At 68.7% G+C, this 19,381-nt stretch carries 16 protein-coding genes, 1 other RNA gene and 1 pseudogene; 10 read left to right on the top strand and 8 right to left on the bottom strand.

Annotated features, from left to right (window positions below):
* Positions 1–32 precede the first annotated feature (32 nt).
* The 4 genes from sfnG to MJQ72_RS35595 are packed head-to-tail and all read right to left on the bottom strand — an operon-like array spanning position 33 to position 4,943.
* Positions 33–1,127, bottom strand: coding sequence for a dimethylsulfone monooxygenase SfnG (gene sfnG / locus MJQ72_RS35610; protein WP_240595444.1), 1,095 nt, complete (start codon positions 1,125–1,127; stop codon positions 33–35).
* Positions 1,128–1,160: 33 nt separating this feature from the next.
* A complete protein-coding gene (locus tag MJQ72_RS35605) occupies positions 1,161–3,986 on the bottom strand; it encodes an AAA family ATPase (RefSeq protein WP_240595443.1) in 2,826 nt (941 codons plus the stop codon).
* A gap of 31 nt (positions 3,987–4,017) precedes the next feature.
* Positions 4,018–4,377, bottom strand: coding sequence for a zf-HC2 domain-containing protein (locus tag MJQ72_RS35600; RefSeq protein WP_240595442.1), 360 nt, complete (start codon positions 4,375–4,377; stop codon positions 4,018–4,020).
* Positions 4,378–4,388: 11 nt separating this feature from the next.
* Positions 4,389–4,943: a sigma-70 family RNA polymerase sigma factor gene (locus tag MJQ72_RS35595; RefSeq protein ID WP_240601499.1), complete on the bottom strand. Its 555-nt coding sequence runs from the start codon at positions 4,941–4,943 to the stop codon at positions 4,389–4,391.
* A gap of 246 nt (positions 4,944–5,189) precedes the next feature.
* On the opposite strand from MJQ72_RS35595, the gene MJQ72_RS35590 reads away from it, so the two are divergent.
* From MJQ72_RS35590 to rnpB, 5 genes and pseudogenes are all read left to right on the top strand, one after another.
* Positions 5,190–5,840 carry a DUF4142 domain-containing protein gene (locus MJQ72_RS35590; RefSeq protein WP_240595441.1) on the top strand — a complete coding sequence of 217 codons (651 nt, stop codon included), beginning with the start codon at positions 5,190–5,192 and terminating at the stop codon, positions 5,838–5,840.
* Positions 5,837–6,634 (top strand): annotated as a pseudogene (locus MJQ72_RS44950) (ferredoxin); the annotation flags it as partial. The gene MJQ72_RS35590 and the pseudogene MJQ72_RS44950, both read left to right, overlap by 4 nt.
* A gap of 7 nt (positions 6,635–6,641) precedes the next feature.
* On the top strand, positions 6,642–7,925 hold the full coding sequence (locus MJQ72_RS35570) for an NAD(P)/FAD-dependent oxidoreductase (protein ID WP_240595438.1): 1,284 nt from the start codon (positions 6,642–6,644) through the stop codon (positions 7,923–7,925).
* Positions 7,846–8,406, top strand: a complete 561-nt coding sequence (locus tag MJQ72_RS35565) for a hypothetical protein (RefSeq protein ID WP_240595437.1) — start codon at positions 7,846–7,848, stop codon at positions 8,404–8,406. The genes MJQ72_RS35570 and MJQ72_RS35565 overlap by 80 nt, the downstream gene beginning before the upstream one ends.
* A gap of 14 nt (positions 8,407–8,420) precedes the next feature.
* An RNA gene (gene rnpB, locus MJQ72_RS35560) (RNase P RNA component class A) lies at positions 8,421–8,819 on the top strand.
* Between the two features lie 185 nt (positions 8,820–9,004).
* Here rnpB and MJQ72_RS35555 read toward each other — a convergent pair.
* The 4 genes from MJQ72_RS35555 to MJQ72_RS35540 are packed head-to-tail and all read right to left on the bottom strand — an operon-like array spanning position 9,005 to position 11,697.
* Complete coding sequence (locus tag MJQ72_RS35555; RefSeq protein ID WP_240595436.1) at positions 9,005–9,640, bottom strand: hypothetical protein; 636 nt, start codon at positions 9,638–9,640, stop codon at positions 9,005–9,007.
* A 50-nt stretch (positions 9,641–9,690) separates the two neighbouring features.
* Positions 9,691–10,833, bottom strand: coding sequence for a hypothetical protein (locus MJQ72_RS35550; protein ID WP_240595435.1), 1,143 nt, complete (start codon positions 10,831–10,833; stop codon positions 9,691–9,693).
* A gap of 5 nt (positions 10,834–10,838) precedes the next feature.
* Positions 10,839–11,171 carry a hypothetical protein gene (locus tag MJQ72_RS35545; protein WP_240595434.1) on the bottom strand — a complete coding sequence of 111 codons (333 nt, stop codon included), beginning with the start codon at positions 11,169–11,171 and terminating at the stop codon, positions 10,839–10,841.
* A 25-nt stretch (positions 11,172–11,196) separates the two neighbouring features.
* Positions 11,197–11,697 (bottom strand): YbaB/EbfC family nucleoid-associated protein, encoded by a 501-nt coding sequence (locus MJQ72_RS35540; RefSeq protein ID WP_240595433.1) that lies wholly within the window; start codon positions 11,695–11,697, stop codon positions 11,197–11,199.
* A gap of 504 nt (positions 11,698–12,201) precedes the next feature.
* Here MJQ72_RS35540 and MJQ72_RS35535 point away from each other — a divergent pair.
* The 5 genes from MJQ72_RS35535 to MJQ72_RS35515 all read left to right on the top strand — a co-directional run bounded on the left by MJQ72_RS35535 (position 12,202) and on the right by MJQ72_RS35515 (position 19,381).
* Positions 12,202–13,065: an SCO6745 family protein gene (locus tag MJQ72_RS35535; protein WP_240595432.1), complete on the top strand. Its 864-nt coding sequence runs from the start codon at positions 12,202–12,204 to the stop codon at positions 13,063–13,065.
* Between the two features lie 443 nt (positions 13,066–13,508).
* Positions 13,509–13,775 (top strand): hypothetical protein, encoded by a 267-nt coding sequence (locus MJQ72_RS35530; RefSeq protein WP_005166545.1) that lies wholly within the window; start codon positions 13,509–13,511, stop codon positions 13,773–13,775.
* 9 nt (positions 13,776–13,784) lie between these two features.
* Entirely contained in the window at positions 13,785–14,261 is a 477-nt protein-coding gene (locus MJQ72_RS35525) for a hypothetical protein (protein ID WP_076153445.1), read from the top strand.
* A 3-nt stretch (positions 14,262–14,264) separates the two neighbouring features.
* Positions 14,265–17,219, top strand: a complete 2,955-nt coding sequence (locus MJQ72_RS35520; protein WP_240595431.1) for an ATP-binding protein — start codon at positions 14,265–14,267, stop codon at positions 17,217–17,219.
* The gene (locus MJQ72_RS35515; protein WP_240595430.1) at positions 17,216–19,381 is read left to right on the top strand and encodes a magnesium transporter; all 2,166 of its coding nucleotides are present in this window, start codon (positions 17,216–17,218) and stop codon (positions 19,379–19,381) included. The genes MJQ72_RS35520 and MJQ72_RS35515 overlap by 4 nt, the downstream gene beginning before the upstream one ends.

Genomic DNA, 19,381 nt, shown 5'->3' with positions numbered 1-19,381 from the left:
GTGGCAAGGACGGTTCTAACCGTCCTTGCCACTCACGAGGCTCGTAGCAGCGCCGCCTCCTTCTCCCGGATGACGGGCAGCACGTGCTTCCCGAAGTACTCGACGTCTTCCAGGTAGTGCAGGAAACCGAGCAGCAGCAGGTTCGCGCCGCGCTTCTTGTACTCGATGGCGCGGTCGGCGATCTGCTCCGGCGTGCCGATGAGCCCGGTGCGAAAGCCGTCGTTGTACTGCACCAGATCCTGGAACTCCGAGTCGGCCCACATCCCCTTCTTGTCCGATGTGGAGCTTCCCGCCTGCTTGACGGCGCTCCGGAAGCCCTCGACGGCCTCGGTGTCCGCCTTCTCGACGATCTCGCGCAGCACGGCCTTCGCCTCGCTCTCGGTCTCCCGTGCGATCACGAAACCGTTGAGCCCGAATCGGACGGTGTGGTCGTTCGCGGCCGCGTAGCCGCGGACATCCTCGACCTGCTCGCTGAACCCGTCGAAGTCCTTGCCGTTGCTGAAGTACCAGTCGGAGACCCGGCCCGCGAGCTTCCTCGCGGCGGTGGAGTTGCCGCCCTGGAAGATCTCCGGATGCGGCCGCCCGACCGGTTTGGGTTCGATGTCGAAATCGTGGATCCGATAGAAATCACCGGTGAATTCGGCGTGGTCGTTCGTCCAGAGTTCCTTCAGCACGCGAATGAATTCTTCCGAACGACGATACCGTTCGTCGTGTTCCAGCCATGGTTCACCGAGGCCGGTGAATTCGTCCTTGAACCAGCCGCTGACCACGTTGACCGCCGCGCGCCCGCCGGAGATCACGTCCGCGCTCGCGATGAACTTCGCGAGCACCCCGGGATGCCACAGTCCGGGGTGGACGGCCGCGATCACCTTCAGCCGCTGCGTCGCGAGCAGCAGCGCGAGGCTGAATCCGGTCGATTCGTGCTGGTAGGCGGCACCGTAGCTGGCCGTGTAGCGGACCTGGCTCAGCGCGTATTCGAACCCGCTGTTCTCCGCGAGGACGGCGAGATCCCGGTTGTACTCGTATCCCCAGTCGGTGCGCTGCTCGATGTCACTGGTGACCAGGCCGCCGCTCACATTGGGGACCCAATAGGCGAATTTGAGTGGTTCGGATGCGATTCCCGGCATGCCGCGGAGTGAACCCGCCACTCCCGGAAACCGTCAATCGGCGTCCACGCGCTGAGACCGTCCGAGCGCGGAACTCAATTCGGTGCGCCCGGTGATGCCGAGTTTGCGGTAGGCCCCGGACAAATGCAGTTCGACGGTGCGGCGGGTCAGGTGCAGTGCTTCGGCGATCTCCCGGTTGGTGAGACCCTGCGACGCCATCAGCGCGACGCGGTATTCCTGTTTGGTGAGGCCGTGTTCGTTGTCCTTCGCCGTCGTGAGACTCGTCCGCGCGTCTCGCAGCGCCTCCGCGGCCCGCCTCTCCAGCGGCCGCGCCCCGCAGTGCTTGCTCGACTGCACGGCCGTTCGCAGCGTTCCGACCGCCTTCTCGGCTTGCCCGTGCCGGGCCTGCAGCACGCCGAGCTCGGTCAGCGCTTCGGCCAGCGCGAGTTTCGCGGTCGACCCGCCAAGGACGTCGACGGCCTTGGCGAGCAGGCGTTCGCCCTCGTCGTCTTCGCGGACGAGGCCGGCCGTGGTCAGCGCGCCGCCGAGGATCCTCGGCGCTCCCCAGCGTTCCGCCGCCTCCAGGTCCTCCTCGGCGAGCCTGGCCGCCGCGTCGGTGCGGCCGAGCGCCAGCGCGGTGCGGGCGGCGTGCGCCCGCCAAGGGGCGAAGCCGGGGAAGCGCATGCCGTGGTGTTCGAGACGGCGGCCGCAGCCGCGCAGGTCTTCGTACCCGAGTTCCGGTTCGCCGGTGGCCGCACGAAGCCTGCCGCGGGCGTAGAGCAGATAGTTGTGCGTGAAAAGTGCTTGTGTGGCACCGAAATCGATGCGCTCCAGCAGAGCCTTCGCGACGTCGTGGCGGCCGAGGTCGACCGAGACTTCGACAAGTCTCGCCGCGCACAGCACCGCTATCGGGCAACGGCTCGTGACGCCGCGTTCGTCGAATTGCCGCACCAGCGATTCGAAGTGGACACTCGCGCGCACCAGGTCTCCGCCGGCCTGCAGGGCGATCCCGCGGGCGAGGGTGGCCAGCGCGCCTTTCGGCACGTGGAAGTCCCACGGCAGGCGTTTGGTGTCGAGCACTTGGCAGAGCTTGTCCGTGAGCGCGGGTTCGTCGGCGAGCGCGGCCGTCGCGAGCGTGAAGAAGTACGGCTGCTCGAACAGTTCGGGTTGCTCGCCGGACAACGCCTCCCCGAAATGGCGGACGGCGTTCGCCGAAGACGTCCCGCCGCGCACCGTGTCGAGCGCGAGCAGACCCGATCGGCTCTGCTGCGCGGCAGGATCGTTCAGCGGCGCCCATTGCCGTTCGAAGTCGCGGAAGTCCGGCGGTGGCCCGAGTCTGCTGCCCGCCTCGGCGAGATAGGTCATGCACAGCAGCGGCCAGACGGCGTCGGGCCCGCCCGCGTCGAGCCGTGCGGCGAACTGGCCGGCGGAGTTGATCGCCAGCCGCGCGTCCGGGCCGCAGCACAGCGAAAGGATCATGGCCGTCGCGACGAAGGCCGCGGTTTCCCGGTCGTCGATGTGGTCGACGGCCTCGCGCACCCTGGCCGGCGCCGAATCCGGGTCGCAGTGGAATTCCGCGTGCGCGAGCTGGAGCAGGATCGCCATCCGCTTGCGTTCGCTGAGCCGTTCTTCGAGCGCGCGCGAAAGGAACTGGACGGACAGCTCCGGGTCGCCCTCGACCACCGAATGCCGCGCGGCCAGCCGCAGGACGTCGACCGCCCACGGAATCCTGATCGCGGTCGCCTCCAGGAGATGAACGCCGACCCGCTCCGGCGCCGCACCCGCGTCGTGCAGGAGCCGAGCCGCCCGCGACTGGGTGACCGCTCTGGTGGTGAGCGGCATGTCGGCGAGCACCGAGTTGCGGACGAACCGGTACGTCAGCGACGGCCGGTGGCTGTTGGACAGCAGGTGCACGCGCACCATCGTGTCGATGGCCTCCATCGCGGTGCCCTCGTCGACCCCGGCGAGCTGTGCCAGCAGGTCGAAACTCGCGTCCTCGCCGAGGATCGCGACCGCTTCGAGCATCTTCGGCGCGGCGGTGTACTCGTGCATGCGGACCCGCAGCACCTCGCCGATCATCGCCGACCCCGCGGTGTCCGGATCCATCCCCGGGACCAGGCGGCGGCGCAGCGCGCCGAGCAGGAACGGGTTGCCGCCGGTGACCTCGCGGCATTCTTCGGCGAACCGTCCGGGGGAGATGCGGAGGAACTCGGCGACGTGCCGCGTGCCGAGCCCGCGCAGCCGGATCGTCGCCGGGGTGCAGCCGGACATCTCCAGCAGGGCGACCTCGCCGGTCTGCAGATGCCCGATCAGCGACGTCAGCACGACCACCACCGGCAACTGCTCGACCCGATGCCGGATGTAGGCGAGACAGCGCATGGACCACGGGTCGGCGAGATGGATGTTGTCGATGCCGAGGAAGACCGGCCCCTGTTCGGCGGCTTGGCGGACCGCGTGACAGAAAGCGTCGAGCGCCTCCGTCTGTTCCTGTTCGGTCCGGGGACGGTGGTCCGGCAGGATCTCGGCCGCGTGCGGGGTGCGCGGCCGCGGCGATCCGGGGTCGGCGGCCGCGTGGGTCAGCCCCTCGATCAGCTGACGGCCGACACCGCCGCTCAGATGCGTTTCCAGCCGGGACGCGGTGGCGATCGCGACGGTGAACCCGGTCGCTCCGGCGAGCTCGCCCGCCGCGGTGAGCACCGCCGATTTGCCCATGCCGAACTCGCCGACCACCACCGCGCTGACGGCGCGGCCGTGCAGGGCGGCGCGGAACAGGCCGGTGATCGTGTCGAGTTCGCTGTCTCGGCCCAGTAACCCGGCGGCGCGACGCTTCGGTACCGAAGGCCCGCCGAAGGGACTCTCGGGATTTACTTCGGTATGCACCGTAGAGACCTTCGTGTCGGCTTGCGGCAGACTACTCGAACGTAAGCGGTAACGGGAGTGATCGCTGGTCGTCGAGGGGAGCAGGAGCCGAGATGTCCGCATCCGACGAGATCCGCCGGGACGAACGTTGCGACGACATCAGGGCCGCGACGACACACGCCAGGAAGACCACGACGAGGTTGGCCGTGATCAGCGACAGCCGGCCACGACATCGCGTGGCGACGGGGGACAGGTAGCGCAGATCGGCCCTCGCCAGCGCGTCCTCCACCGACGCGAATTCCGCGACCTGCCGTCCGCACCGCGCGCAGCCCTTCAGATGCTTCTCGAAGGCGTGCGCCTCTGCCCGGTCCAGCACACCGAGTACGTACGCCGCCACATCGGTGTGTTTCACCTTTCGCTTCCTCATCGCGAACCCAGCTCTCCTAACGACCGTCGCAATGTCTTCATAGCCGCGTACAGCCGTGATTTGACCGTTCCCTCCGGGATCCCCAATATCACCGCCGCCTCCCGGACCGTATGCCCGGTCAGATACGTCTCGTAGATGACAGCCTGATATTTGCTGTCCAGATAACGCAGCGCTTCGGAAATGACGAGTGCGGACAGTGACTGTTCGGTCTGGTCCGCTATTTCGGCGTTTTCGGAACTGTCCAGCTCGACCTCCTGCGGGCGGGCGCGCCGGTTTCGCCAGCCGTCGATCACGATCCGCTTGGCGACCGTGAGCAGCCAGCCGCGCAACATTCCCGGCTCGCGGTTCAACGTGTCCGAATGCTGCCAGGCGCGGATCAGTGTTTCCTGGACGACATCCTCCGTCCATTGTTGATCATGGCCCGTCAGGTACATCACCTGCCCGAACAGGGTGTCCCGGAAATCCTTGTACAGCACCGAAACAAGCTCGTCGGAAACCTGGCTCTGCGGATGGTCGCCATCGAACCGGCATCCTCTGCCCACTGCTTCCATAAATTTCGACACCTCCCCGGCGGTGGAGGATTTCACGGGTTCGTACACCGTAGCGCAGACTATCGCCGTGGGCCATGTGCAGTAGTGGTCCGTTTACATTTAGTCGTCCGGTACGTATGGCAGCGATAAACGGTTCTAAATATGTCGTGTGATGCACATCACACTGGCTTGGTCTGGCTAGATCGAACCGGCCGCTCCGGTTCGCCGTACTCCCAGTGAGGCACTTTGAGAACGGGGACGGGTGAAATGATCTATCGACTGTTCGGACTGGTGATCGCCTGCTTGGTGATATGGGTGGGAACGCCCGCCCATGCCTTCGCGGAAATCGACTCCCATGATCGGGAGCTGCTCGTCCGGATGCGCCAAGTGAGTTTGTGGGAAGGGCCGATCAGTCGTCAGGCCGAACAGCGCGGGAGCGGGCAGCGGGTACGGGAGGTCGGCCGGAAACTCGCCGACGACCACGACCGGCTCGACGCCCAGGTCCGCGCGCTCGCGTCGAAGGTCCGCGTCGAACTCCCCGGCGAGCCCACCGTGGAACAGCGTTCCTGGAGCGACGAGATCGCCGGTGCCGCCGGTGCCGACTTCGACCGTCTCTACGTCAATCGCGCCCGCGCCGTGCACGGGAGCGTCTTCGGTCTCGCCTCCCACGTCCGGGCCGCCACCCGAGACGACGCGATGCGGTCGTTCGCCCAAACCGCCGTCGACACCGTCATGCGGCATATGACCCTGCTCGAAAGCACCGGCATCGCCGAGACCACCTCGCTGATGGTCGCTCCCGGCGGCGGTGACGAACTCGACGGCGGCGACGTCGCGCTCGGCGTGCTCATGGCGGGGATCGCCGGGGGCGCGACGTTCGGTCTCGTCCGGGTACTCGGGGCATCGGGTAGGCGCGGATGAACGCCACGCTGCTGGCGGTCATCCCGGCCCCGTCGCCGCACGACAGCGGGGTGCGGGACATCGCCGCCCTCTCGGGCCGGTTCGCCTACGTGACCATGTGCCTGACGCTGGTGTGGGGCGTGCTGAGCGCCACCGGCTGGATCAGGCGCGTCACCGGTCACGACGCGTTACGCGGGGGTCACGTCGTGCTCGCGGTGTTCAGTCTCGCCACCGGCGTCGTCCACGGCCTGTCCTACCTTTTCCTCGATGACGACTCGTTCGGTGTCCTCGCGCTGCTGATCCCGTTCGCCGGCGGCGGGTTCGCCCGGCACGCCGCGGGCGTCGTCGGGCTGGAACTGTTCATCGCCCTCTCGGTCACCGCGGCGGTGCGCCGGGGCGCGGCCGATCTCCGCGGGCAGCGGTTCCATCAAGCCGGCTACTTCGCGGTCGGCCTGCTGGCGATCCACTCCTGGCTGGGCGCGTCCGCGAACGGGAATCTCGCGACGGTCTGGCTCGGCGGGATCACCGTGCTCACCCCCGCGGCCGTGCTCACCGTGCTGCGGGTGCTCCCGCCGCGGGCGCTGGTCCGGCTGGGGCTGCTCGAAGGGGACACCGGCCGGGCCGAACCGGTCCGGATCTCCGTCGACGACAAGAAGTGCCACCGCTACGCCATCTGCCAGGCCGAAGCGCCGCAGGTCTTCCAATTGCAGGGCGACGGCCAGCTGCGCTACCTCCGGAAACCCGGCGCCAAACAGGTGCCGCTCGTCCAGGCCGCGGCCAGAGCCTGCCCGATGCGGGCGATCCGGTTACAGGGGCGGGACGATGAGCGAACGGATCGTCGTGGTCGGCGGCGGGCTGGCCGGGCTGCGCTGCGCGGAACGGTTGCGGGAACTGCGGTTCGACGGCGAACTGGTGATCGTCGGCAACGAGCCGGAGCTGCCGTATCACCGGCCGGCGTTGTCCAAGCAGCTGCTGACCGGTGCCACCGGCCCGGCCGAGATGATGCTCGCCCGGCCCGACGAGATCGACGCCGAATGGCGCTTCAACACCCCGGCCACCCATCTGCAGCCGGGCCGCCAGGTCGTCCACCTGCCCGGGGCGGAAGAGCTGCCCTACGACGGGCTCGTCATCGCCAGCGGCGTCGAGCCCCGGAGGCTTTCCGGTGTGCCGCACGGACATCCGCGGGTGGTCGTCGTCCGGACCCTGGCCGACGCCGCGGAACTGCGCGACAACCTGGCCGCCGACCACGGCCCGGTCGCGGTGCTGGGCAGCGGGTTCATCGGCTGCGAGGTCGCCGCCAGCCTGCGCGAGATCGGCCGGGAGGTCACCATCATCGGCCGGTCGGCGAATCTGCTCGGCGAGGTCGTCGGCAAGCACATCGGGCAGAAGCTCTCGGCGCTGCACCGCTCGCGCGGGGTGCGGCTGGCGCTGGGCGCGTCCATCGACAGCTGGCAGACCACGCCGAACGGGTTGCGGCTGCGGTCCTCCGACGGCTGGATCCTGGACGTCTCGTGCGTCGTGGTGGCCGTCGGCACGGTGCCGTCGATCTCGTGGCTGCGCGGCGCGAAACTGCCGCTCGACGACGGCGTCGTCTGCTCGCCGACCTGTCACGTGCTCGGGATGGCCAACATCGTCGCGGCCGGGGACGTCGCGCAGTGGCCGAACCTGCGTTTCGACGAGACGCCGCGGCGGGTCGAGCACTGGCTCAACGCCGTCGAGATGGGCCGGGCGGCCGCGGAGAGCCTCCTCGCCGGCCCGCAGGCCGCGCGGCCCTTCGCGCCGGTGCCGCGGTTCTGGTCCGAACAGCACGGCATGCGCATCCAGGCGGGCGGCATCCCGAAGCTCGGCACCGACACCGTCGCGCTCGCCTCACCCGTCGGTGGTGAACGGCCCGTCACCGGCTTCGTCCGCAAGGGACGGCTCGTCGGTGTCGTCGGCCTCGACAGCCCGTCCGCCGTCCTCCACTGGACCAACGAGATCGCGGAACAGAACCCCGTCAGCCACCCGGGAGAAACGGAGACGCCCGATGCGCCGATCGCGATTGACCATGCTCGCCGTCATCGCGGCGCTCGTCGTGGGCGCCGCGATGTGGTGGCAGGCGGCTGACCCCGTTTCGCTGACGGCTCAGGCACCGGTGACGGAATCGCTCCCCAGCCCGCGGGTGTCGCAACCCGTCACTTCGCGTGCCACTGCCCCGGCGGACGCTCCGCCCGGCACGCGGCTCACCGCCGTCTACATGACCCGGATGGGGCAAGCCGTCCTCGACGAGACCGGCGCCGTGCTCTTCCGCTACGAACGCGACAACCCGCACAAGGCCCGTTCGGCATGCCTCGGCGACTGCGCCGCGGTGTGGACTCCGGTCACGACCACCGGCACGCCGTCGGTGACCGGCATCGATCCCGCGTTGGTCGACACCATCAAACGTCCGGAAGGCGCCAAGCAGGTGACTCTGGCGGGCTGGCCGCTCTACAAGTTCGCCAACTCGCGGCCCGGCGAATGGACCGGACAGGGCACCGACCACGTGTGGTTCGTGGTCCAACCCGACGGGCGGCGCAACCTGAACTGCCTGCCCGCACCCGTGCAGTAGGATTCGCCAACGGACGAGTCGGCGGGGCGGCCGCGAGCCGGGAGACCGGTTCGAGGAAAGTCCGGACTCCACAGGGCAGGGTGGTTGTTAACGGCAACCCGGGGCGACCCGCGGGACAGTGCCACAGAAAACAGACCGCCTTCGCTCGCTTCGCGGGCGGAGGTAAGGGTGAAACGGTGGTGTAAGAGACCACCAGCGTCCTGGGTGACCAGGACGGCTAGGTAAACCCCACCCGGAGCAAGGCCAAGAGGGAGCCGCGAGGCTCCTGCGCAGGCGATCGAGGGCTGCCCGCCCGAGCCTGCGGGTAGGCCGCTCGAGCCCGCCGGCGACGGCGGGCCTAGATGGATGGCCGCCACTCGCCCAGCCGCAAGGCGGGGCGAGGACAGGATCCGGCTTACACGCCGGCTCGTCCGTACTACTTCTTGAGGGCGCTGGTTGCGGGGGTCCCCAATGTCGCATTGGGGAGACTGAGCGAGCTACTTCGGCGGGTCGCTGTTGCCTCGGAGCCCGGATGGGTCACTCGGCAAAACCGGCGAAGGACGCTTTCCCCGCATCGCATGCGGGGAAAGCGTCCTTCAGCCCTGGACCACCGAGCGGGCTACTTCGACGCGTCAGGCCGTCCGGTCCAGTGGATGGTGTCCGGGAACTCGAAACGCTCCCGCAGATGCCGCTCTTCGGTGCGGCCGTGCAGGGTGAACGCGAAACTCGAACCGTCCGGCCAGGTGATGACCCGTTTGCGGAAGTCGATCGCGGGCGCTTGCGGCTTCCTGGCCTGCCAGAGGATCTCCGGCGGCGGTGCGTCGGCAAGGTCCCGGTAGGTCGAACCGGTGTCGACCAGCGCGATCGCGGACGGCGAGCACACCAGCCACGGCCCGCTCGCCTTGCGCAGCCGGTCGACCGGCTCCAGCACCATCGCGTTCGCCGGGCCCTTCACGCGGATCTCCCGCTGGAACGGGTGACCGCCCTTGCCGCCGCCGCTGCCCGCCCCGTTCAGCAGCGCGAAGACGTAGACGAACGCGCCGCCGATACCGCGGAAGACGTTCCAGAAGAACCGGCGGACGAGCCGTTTCCCCTTGACCGTGCCGTCCAGGCGCCTGCCGGGCACGTCGAAACCCAGGTCGGTGTCACCCAGCCGCAGCACGAGGACCGGCTCGCGCCACTGGCTCGCCATCAGTTCCTCGACCCGTTCACGGAAGCCAGGACGGACCAGGGCCTTCTCCGCCTTGTCCTCCATGCGCTCCTGGTGCGCGAAGATCTTGTCCGCGGCCCGCTGCCGGGAGTCGCTCAGATGTCGAGGTTCCCCCGCGTCTCCTCCGGACTCTTGTCCCCGCCGATCTCGCTCTTGTTGAACCACGGCTCGTTCTCCCCCTCCGGCGTCACGGCTTCCTTGCCCTCGGTGTACGCGCCCTTCCCGGCTCCGATGCCGCCCTTGACGGCCGCGCCGGAGACCAGCGGACGCGCGCCGACCGAGGTGCCGAACATCGTGGTGAGCACCCGGTTGCTTGGCGTGAGCGCGACCCCGGCGGTGTTCTCCAGGACGTTCAGCGAGAACTTCGACTCACCGGCGTAGGTGCCGATCCGGAACTTCCTCGTCATGTCCACGACCTTGGTCGCGTACTTCGCGAGGTACTCGATGAAGGTGTCGAGCAGCTTGCCGAACTTGCCGAGATACTTGGTCACCTTCTGCAGCACGCTGGCGGCCTTGGCGATGGACGCGGTCATCGCGGCGGCGACCGAACTGCCGAAGCTGATCACCGAAGCCGCCAGCGCGGGCAGCCAGATGGTGATCAGCCAGGAGATCAGCTCGGTGATGATCCCCTTGATCAGCTCTTCGATGACCACCATGACCATCGACCACATCTGCAGCACTTCGGCCACCGATCCGGCGGCCGAGCCGACGCCGCGGATCCCCGCGGAGAAGTCGCCCAGCGCTTCCTTCGCCGCCTTGCCGGCGTCGTCCACCCACTCGGCGAGCGCCGCGTCGCCGGTCTTCTCGAAGTCGTCGGCGAGGGCGACGAAGCCGTTCGCGAGGGTCACGAAGTTCTCCGACGCGTGCCCGATGGCCGGGCCGTCGCCGGTGACCTGGTGCAACGCGTCCTGCAGTGGCTGGACCAGCTCCAGCAGCATGTTCAGCCCGTGGCTGACCAGCCAGCCGATCGGGTCCATGGCGAAGGTGACCATGTCGGCCGCGGCGGCGCCGACGAACGCGGCCCCGTCGCCGACCAGCGCGGCACCCGCGGACGCCAGCTCGGCCGGGTTGTCCGCCTCGGCGGCCTGCTGGGCGTGCGAGGCGATCGACTTGCCCGACTTGTAGATCGTGCCGGCCACCGGCACGTGCCCCATCGCGCGATCGAGATTCGCGCTCATGCTCTCGTCGTACGCCTGGACGTTGAGGCCGTCGGCGATGCTCGACTTCTCCTCGGTCATGACCCCTACTTTCCGAGCGTTTCGTCGATGGTCGCCGCGTGCTTGCCGAACTCGACCTTTCCGGCTTCCTCGATGCCCCGGTACATCTCGGAGGCCTTGTTCAGCTTGGAGATGAACCCGTCCACGCCGTCCTTCATGTCGTTCATCAGCGAACGGAGTTCGCCGAGGCGATCGGTGTAGCCCTGTTTGGCCCAGATCCCGACGATGCCCCACGCCTCGTCGGTCACGTCGGCGGCGTCGATCTTGGCGCCGAACTTCTCCGCTTCCTGCTCGTAATAGGGGAGCTGCTGGGCGTACGCGGCGATCGCCGCGATATTCGTCTCGATTCCCTTTGACATCGTGGGAGTCCCTCGGTCGGTTCGGTCAGCTGCGGCGCAGGAAGGAGCCGTCGTCGAAGTAGTCGTCGTCGTCCCGCGGGGCGGGGCGGCGCGCCGGGCGGGATGGCTGCTGCGGTTGCTGCTGCTGAGACGCGGGTTCTTCCTCGACGGTTCCGAACGCCTCGGCCTGTGCTTCGCGCACCTGTTCCGACGTGTTGACGCCGAACGCCTCACCGAACGTGTCGTCCACGATCCCGGCCTGCTGCTGGGCTGCGCCGGCGACGGCCTTGCGCAGGGTGCTCATGATGATCGAGGACAGGTGACCCGCTTCGAGGCGCATGGCGCCCGCGCTGAGCCGGAGGTCGGTGACGGTTCCGCCCGCCCCGGCGACCACCGTGACCTCTCCGGAGGGGGAGGTCACGGAGTTCTCGACCTGCGCGATCCGCTCCTGCATGTCGCCGACCTCGGCGAACCGAGCCTCGGCCTGGCGCACCTTGGCCTGGAAATTCTCGAATTGGGCGATCAGTTGTTCCATCTGGGCGGACATCGTCGCTCCCGTGCGCAGTGGTGATCCGTCGTCAGGAGTATGACGTAGCCGAGCTGGTTCGGTTCCCGTGTCGTCTCCCGGGGTGGTAGCAAAGGTCCCTTGCTCCCCTTGGGTCGTGACTGTGTGGTTTTCGGGTCACCCAACGCAACAGAATCCACACGGTCGCCACGCGGGTAGGGGGTGTGTGGAGATAGGGACACTCAACGTCTCTATTTCCACACACCTCAGCCCGGGTGGTAGCAAAGGTCCCCTGCTCTCTTTCCGCAGGTCAGCGGCCCCGGTGGTAGCAAAGGTCCCTTGCTCCCTTACTCGGCGACTGTGTGGATTTCGGGTCACCCAACGCAACAGAATCCACACGGTCGCCACGCGGGTAGGGGGTGTGTGGAGATAGGGACACTCAACGTCCCTATCTCCACGCACCCTCCCCGAAGTGGTAGCAAAGGTCCCTTGCTCCATCCGGCGCCGAAACCTGCGCCCGATACCTACCTGCCGGTAGGGTGCCCCATGGGTGAAGCGAGTCGGGTCACGGGACGTTTCCGCGGAACGTTCGATGTACTGCATTCCCTTACCTACTTCGCCCCCGAGACGGAAGCCGCGCTCACCGGCGTGGGTCTCCGCCCGGGGCGCATGACCTACTTCGCGGGCCGCGCGGCGCCGATGGGCGCGGTCGGTCCCGGCGTGGTCGCGGCGACGTTCTACAACTTCAATCCCGAGCTGGTCGCCCGCCACATCCCGCGCGCGTGGACGCTGGCCACGCCCGAAAAGATCATCGACGCCCGGTTCGAAGCCGTCGACGCGGCGCTGACCCGGCTGCTCGGCAAGGAGACCCTCGGCTCCGAGCAGGTCGCCGAGGCGGCCGAACTCGCCCGCGAGGCGACCGGCGGGTGCCAGGTGGATGGCCGCCCCCTCTACGCCGGGCACGCCGGCCTCGACTGGCCGAACGAGCCGCACCTCGTCCTCTGGCACGCCATCACCCTGTTGCGCGAGCACCGCGGAGACGGCCACATCGCCGCGCTGGTCGCCAACGGTGTCGACGGGCTCGCCGCCCTGGTCACCCACACCGCCACCGGCAAGGGTTTCCTGCCCGAAGCGGCCAAGGCCTCCCGCGGCTGGAGCGACGAGGAGTGGGACGGCGCGGCCGCCAAGCTGCGCGAGCAGGGCATCCTCGACGACCAGGGCGGCCTGACCGAAGCGGGGAACGATCTTCGCGAGCGGCTCGAAGTCGCCACGAACGCGGCGTCGGCGGGACCTTGGGAGCATCTCGGCGAGGAGAAGACCAAGCGGCTTCACGAGCTGTGCGGGCCGTTGAGCCGCCAGGCCGTCGAAGCGGGCGCTTTTCCCGCGAATGTGTTCTCGACGGGCCGATAATCACGCTATGTAGTGAAAATGCCGCCCCCGATTTCGCTTTGGGTAACGGAAGCGTGACTTTCGCTTGATCGGCGTTCACGTTTTTTGTCGAATGCGTGCTCACCCAGCGGACTCGCGAGAAGCCACCGAACGAGTCATGTCACACTGGTCGAGGCCGGATTCTCCTCGGCCGACCCGTACTCACAGTGAGCAAGATGCCTCGCAAGCGAGTGAGGCCGTTCGCACACTGCGAAATACGGGTGGCCGGGGTTAATCCTGACGACCCTTGCAACGATGATGGAGACCGAGGATGGTCGTGGTGCTGTGCCTCGCTCTGTGATCAGTAGACAAAACGATATCTACAGAGCGCGCTTTGACCACTACGCCTCGTGACGCCATGATGTTCGAAGCACCACCGAGCCAGAACCGCGCGAACCCCCTCTCCGCGCACCGGGAGTAATGCGATGATGACCTTGACCACCCTCGACACGCTGGCCGCCGGCGAGCTCGGCACCGGCAACGTCCGTACCTGGCTGATCGACAACATCATCCCCCTGGTGCTGCTGGCCGTCGCGCTCCTCCTGTTGTGGCTGGGCGGTGGCAAAGGGGACAACGCGGGTGTCATGCGCCGACTCGCCGGTGTCGTGATCGCGCTGGCGATCATCGGCCTCGCGGTGAGCGGCGCCGGAGTCAACGTGGGCCAGTGGATCGCCGGCCTCTTCACAGGCTGAGGGCTCGCGTTGCGTATCCGCACCGATGACGAGGTTTACCGGGTCGATGCCGTATGGCTCGGCCCGCCGAAAGCGACTTTTCCCTGGAGAGCCCGCTACGTCGCGTGGCTCGTCGGTATCCCGGTCTTCCTGCTCGTGCTCACCGTCGAACGGTGGGCGGGCTGGAGCTTCGGGTTCTTCTCGACCGCCTGGGCCTTCGTCGCCACAATTGTGATCACCAGATTGATCACGGCCAAGATCAGCCACGAGCGCCCGCTGGGCGCCGTGGCCGCGATGGCGGCGAAAGAGCTCAACACACCAAGAGAACGGACCACGGGCACGGGTGGCGCCGCCAGCGCATCCCGCGTCCGGGTACGGGCGAACCGCCCGCTACCGAAGCACCGCAGGAGACGGCAGTACCAGCACCACGGCTACGGCGGCGGCGCCGGAGCTCAGGGAACACCACGAGCGCGTCGGAGCCGCCCCGCGGCTCGGGCCGGGAGGTAGTCGTTGTTCGGTCGCGGCGGAAGCCGAGGAAAACGTGATCGAGACCTGCAGCAAGGGGCCTGGAACCCGCCCCAGCAGGTCCGCTCCGCGCAGCCCAAGAAGGCCGGCAAGGGGAGGCGGTTGCCCGGCGAGGCGGCCATACCCTCGTATACCCCGTCGATAGCGGCGCGAAGCATCGACGGGCACCTGTTACGCACCGGTTATGAGGTGTACGCCTGGTACCGGCTCGCGCCGCAGCGCTGGTCGTTCCGGTCGGACTCGCAGCGCCGCGACCTGATCGCGGCCATCGCCGGGCAGTACGCGGAGCTCCAGGGCCGCTGGCTGCACCTGCGCGTGACCAACCGGCCGTACCCGATCCGCATGTGGGCCGAGGCCCACGTGCACAACGCCGTCGGCCGGCCCCAGGACGTCCAGGGCGCGCTGTCCTTCGACGACTACCTCATCGGCGAGCAGCAGCAGCTGATGGGCCGCTCGATGGCCGAAAAAGAGGTCTATCTCGGCGTCCAGGTGCAGACCAGGCGGATGATCGACCGCGCGGTCGAGAGCGCCGCCCCGGTATTGCGCAAGGTTTTCCCGGAGGCCGTCGACGCCGAGCTGGCCGCGCTCGACTCCGAGGTCGAACACCTCGACCAGGTGATCGGCTCCGCCGGGCTCGAAGGCCGTCCGGTGCACGCCGAGGAGATGTCCTGGCTGATGCACCGCTCGTGCTCGCTGGGCCTGCCCGCGCCGCGCAACATGCCCGCGGTCCCGGGCGCCGCCTGGGAGCCCGAGGATCTCGCCAGCTTCACCGACGCGGCGGATTTCCACGCCGAGCCGTACGCGCCGACGGTCACCGTCCGCGGCCGCACCGGGTCGAACGCCGGGGTCTCGCGGCATCTCGCGGTCCTCACCGTCGGCCAGATGCACGGCCTGCAGATCCCCGAGGTCGACGACCCGTGGATCCAGCACGCGGACCGGCTGCCCGCCGCGGTCGAGGTGTCCGCGCGGATCTACGTCCGGCGCCCCGAAGAGGTCGCCGGTGAGCTGCAGCGCCAGATGAACAAGGTGCGTTCGCAGGTCAAGCACTACACCGACGAGCACGAACTGGAGCCGCCGCAGTCGCTGGCGCGCCAGGCGGGCCGGGTGCTGGAGATCGACGACGAGATGACGTCGGGCTTCACCGCGCTGGCCACCCGTGTGCGTTCGTGGTGGCGGCTGGCGGTGTCCGGGCCGACGGAGCGCGACGCGCTGCGGCTGGCCCAGCAGCTTCTCGACCTCTACAAGCCGAAGATCGCCGTCGAACATCCCGAGGCCCAGTACGCGCTGGCCAGGGAGTTCATCCCCGGTGAGCCACTGGCCTCGGCGGCGTACATGCGCCGCGGCTCGGTCGTGTGGGCGTCCTCGGCGGTGCCGACGGCGACGGCCGAGGTGGGCGACCGCCGCGGCATCCTGCTCGGCGAGACGGTGACCGCGACCCGGCGCCCGGTGGCGTGGGATCCGTGGATGGCGCAGGAGATCCGCGACGGTTCCGGCCTGACGGCGATGGTCGCCGGCCTCGGTGGCGGCAAGTCGTTCCTCGGCGGCGGCATCGTCTACAAGACGCTCCGCGCGGGCGCGCACTGGACGATCCTCGACCCCTCGGGCCCGCTGTCGCGGCTGTGCGACCTGCCCGAGCTGCGCCCGTACGCGCGGCCGATCAACCTGCTCAACGCCCAGCCCGGCATCCTCAACCCGTACCGGGTGGTCGCCGAGCCGCAGATCGAGCATTTCATGGACGAGGACGATCCCGAGCGGTCGTGGCGGCGGGAGAAGGCCCTCGCGGGCGCGACCCGGCGCCGTCTCGTGCTCGACGTCCTCACCGGTGTCCTGCCATACGAGGTCTCGCGGATGGCGCAGACCCGGATCGTGCTGCTGCGCGCCGTCCGCGCGGTCGGCGGCCGGTTCGACGCGGACCCGGGCCAGGTCATCGACGCGTTGCGCCGGGACTCCAGCGAGCACCACGAGCACGCCGTCGTCGTCGCGGACTTCCTCGACGAGATGCGCGAGCGGATGGCGCTGCTCATCCCGGAAACCGACGCGGACCCGTATTCCGAGACTCGCGACGACCGGATGACCGTGCTGACCATGGCGGGGCTGACGCTGCCCAAGGACGGCGTCCCGCGCGAGTACTGGACGGACGCGGAATCGCTCGGCGTCGAGATGCTGAACCTCGCCGCCTGGCTGACGCAGCGGTCGGTGTACGAGAAGCCGAAGGAACTGCGCAAGGGCGTCTGGATCGACGAGGCGTTCTTCCTCTCCGAGGTCCCGACCGGTCGCGTGCTGATGAACCGCTTCGCCCGTGACTCGCGGAAGTGGAACGTCCGGGTGCTGCTGTCCTCGCAGATCCCGGCGGACTTCCTGAAGATCCAGGGTTTCGTGGCGCTGCTGGACTCGGTGTTCGTCGGCCGTCTCGACGACGACGACGCCCAGGCCGACGCGCTGCGCCTGCTGAAGGTCCCGGTCGGCGTCGGCTACGAACAGGTCGTCGCGGCGCTGGGCCGTCGTCCCGGTTCGCAGCGCGACATCCAGCGCGACGTCGAGCCGCGGCAGTTCATCTTCGGTGACGGCGCCGGCGGGGTGGAGCGGATCCGCGTCGACTTCTCCGGCCCGCACCTGGACCATCTGCGCCGGGTCATGGACACCACGCCGGGTTCTGCCGACGCCAAACCGTCGAAGCCGGGCAACGAGATCGCGGTCCCGGAGGAGAAGCAGTACGTTCCGACACCGCCCGAGGACGACTTCGAACTCGAAGAGGACCTCGAGCTCGCGGCCGAACTCGAAGTCGGCCTCACCGACGAGCAGATGCTGGGCGCGCCGGATCCGCTCGCCGCGGAGACCGGCGAAGTCCAGGGCGCCGTCCAAAATGGACATAACGGTAACGGGGGTCAAGGCGAGCACGCGCGCGCCGGCAAGGGTGGCACCGGCAGGGATGCCGCATGAACACGGTGCTGACACTGGCGTCCGTGCTCGCGTTCGCCGCCGGCTGGCACGCGCTGCGCCGCCGTCTGAAAGAGGGGCCGCGGCCCGGCAAGACCAGACCGAGCCGCCGGGCGACGATGTTCGTCGTCGTGCTGATCCTGGGCCTGCAGGCCGTGGCGACCGCCCCGGCGGCGTCGGCCGCGGCCTGTGGTGAGGCGCCGAACCCGGAACGGCCCGGCGCGGGTATGGTCGGCGCGCTCGACCCGCCCACGATCGCCCGAGGCGAAGGCGGCAGCCCGTACAACGTCTACGGGTACGCCGGACACGTCTGGGACACCTTCGAAACCGATTGCGGCCCGCTCGCCGGGATCACCTCGCCCAACTCGACGATCGACACCTGGGCGGGCAACCAGCTGTTCAACATCGGCAAGAACATCGTCGGTGCCACGAACTCGCTGCACTATTCGGTGATGCAGGGCAGCCTGCTCAGCCCGCTGTACAACGCCGTCAAGGCCGGGGCCGAGAAGGTCTACAACAACATCTACGCGCAGTTGTTCGGCCTGGCCGCGCTGATCATGTCGATCATGTTGTTCCGCAACATCTGGCGCGGCGATCTCGCGGCGGTCAGCAAACGGGCGCTGCTCGGGCTGGCCGCGGTCTGGCTGGCCGCGTCGTCGTTGGCGCTGCTGCGGTTCCTCGATCCGATCGACAACGCGATCGTGCAGACCACGACCAACATCCAGGCCGGGTTCATCGACGAGCCCAAGACCCCACCGTCATCCGAGCCACTGCCACCCGCCGCGCAGCCGTGCCAGGCGACTCCGGAGGCCGTCGCGGCGCGCCAGCCGTGGGACCGGGTCCCGACCGAACTGCATTGCCGGGTCGTCTACGACAACTGGCTTCGCGGGGAGTTCGGCAGCCCGGACGCACCGCAGGCGATCCAGTACGGTCCCGCCCTCCTTGACGCGCGGGCCTTCACCAGGATTCAGATCCAGCAGGGCGGGGACGCCGATGCCGCGTTGGTGGACTCCAAGAAGGCGGCGTTCAAGGACATCTCCACCAAACTCGGCCCCGCGACCGGGTATTTCACCGGTGAGGACGGCAGCCGCGTCGGCGCCGGGTTCCTCTCACTGGGCCAGGGGATCTTCTATTCGCTGTTCCAGCTGCTGGCCAAGGCGACGGTGCTGCTCGCGCAGGTGCTGATCAGGATCTTCGTCCTGACGGCCCCGCTGATCGGCCTGATCGCGCTGCTGCAGCCGCAGATCATGCAGCGCATCCTCAAGGTGGTCGGCGCGGTCGCCTTCAACCTGATGGTGCTCTCGGTGCTGGCAGGCGTGCACACGCTGCTCCTGGAAGCGATCTTCACCGCCGGGAACTCGTTGTCCCTGCTGACGAAGATGGTGCTGGCCGCGATCATCACCGTGCTTCTGTTCATGGTCGGCCGTCCCGTACGCCGGTTGTGGCAGATGGTCGAGATGTCCGTCGGCATGGTCGGCGGCGCGATGCCCTCGCCGCGCGGCGGGCTTTTCTCCCGCTTCCGCAAGAAGAACAACGAACAGACCCCGCAGGACGCCTTCTGGCAGAACGTCCGCGACACCGACGACGTCGTCGACGGGGACCTTCGCGGTCCCGTGGGCGCGACGGTCGGCGGCGGGCGGTTCCGGCCCGAGGCGACGATCTTCGCCAGCTCGCAGCGGCTCGACAACAGCTCCGGCGCCATCCGCCCCGCGGCGGCGTGGTCGGGAGCGCCGTGGCCGGGCGCCGTCGGCGGTGGTGGCGGGCTGCCCGCGCTGCCCGCCGGTGGCGGTGGAGGTGTTCCCGTGTTCGGCCAGTACAACCCGTCCGCGGGCAACCCCGGCGACTCGATGTTCACCTCGGGCGGGCGGAGCCCGATCCAGGTCCCGAGCCGCCGGGTCGACACCTCGCCGGTCGCCGACCGCCGTTGGAGCGACGAACCGGAGCCCGTCGTGGTGCCGTCGCGGATGAACTCCGCGGGGGGCGGTTACACCACGCCGGACTATTCGGGTGCCGTGCCGGCGCAGGCGGGGCCGTCGACCCCGCGCCCGCGCCGGGTCGACCCCGAAGTCGTCGCGGGCAAGCCGGTCTTCGTGCTGTACCGGCCGTCGCGCGGGCTGGAGGTCCGTGAGGAAGTCCGGGACACAGACCACGCAGTGGGCCGGTGA

The sequence above is a fragment of the Amycolatopsis sp. EV170708-02-1 genome (assembly GCF_022479115.1).
In the GTDB taxonomy this organism is placed as follows: Bacteria; Actinomycetota; Actinomycetes; order Mycobacteriales; family Pseudonocardiaceae; genus Amycolatopsis.
This window is presented reverse-complemented; position numbering and strand designations above follow the sequence as displayed.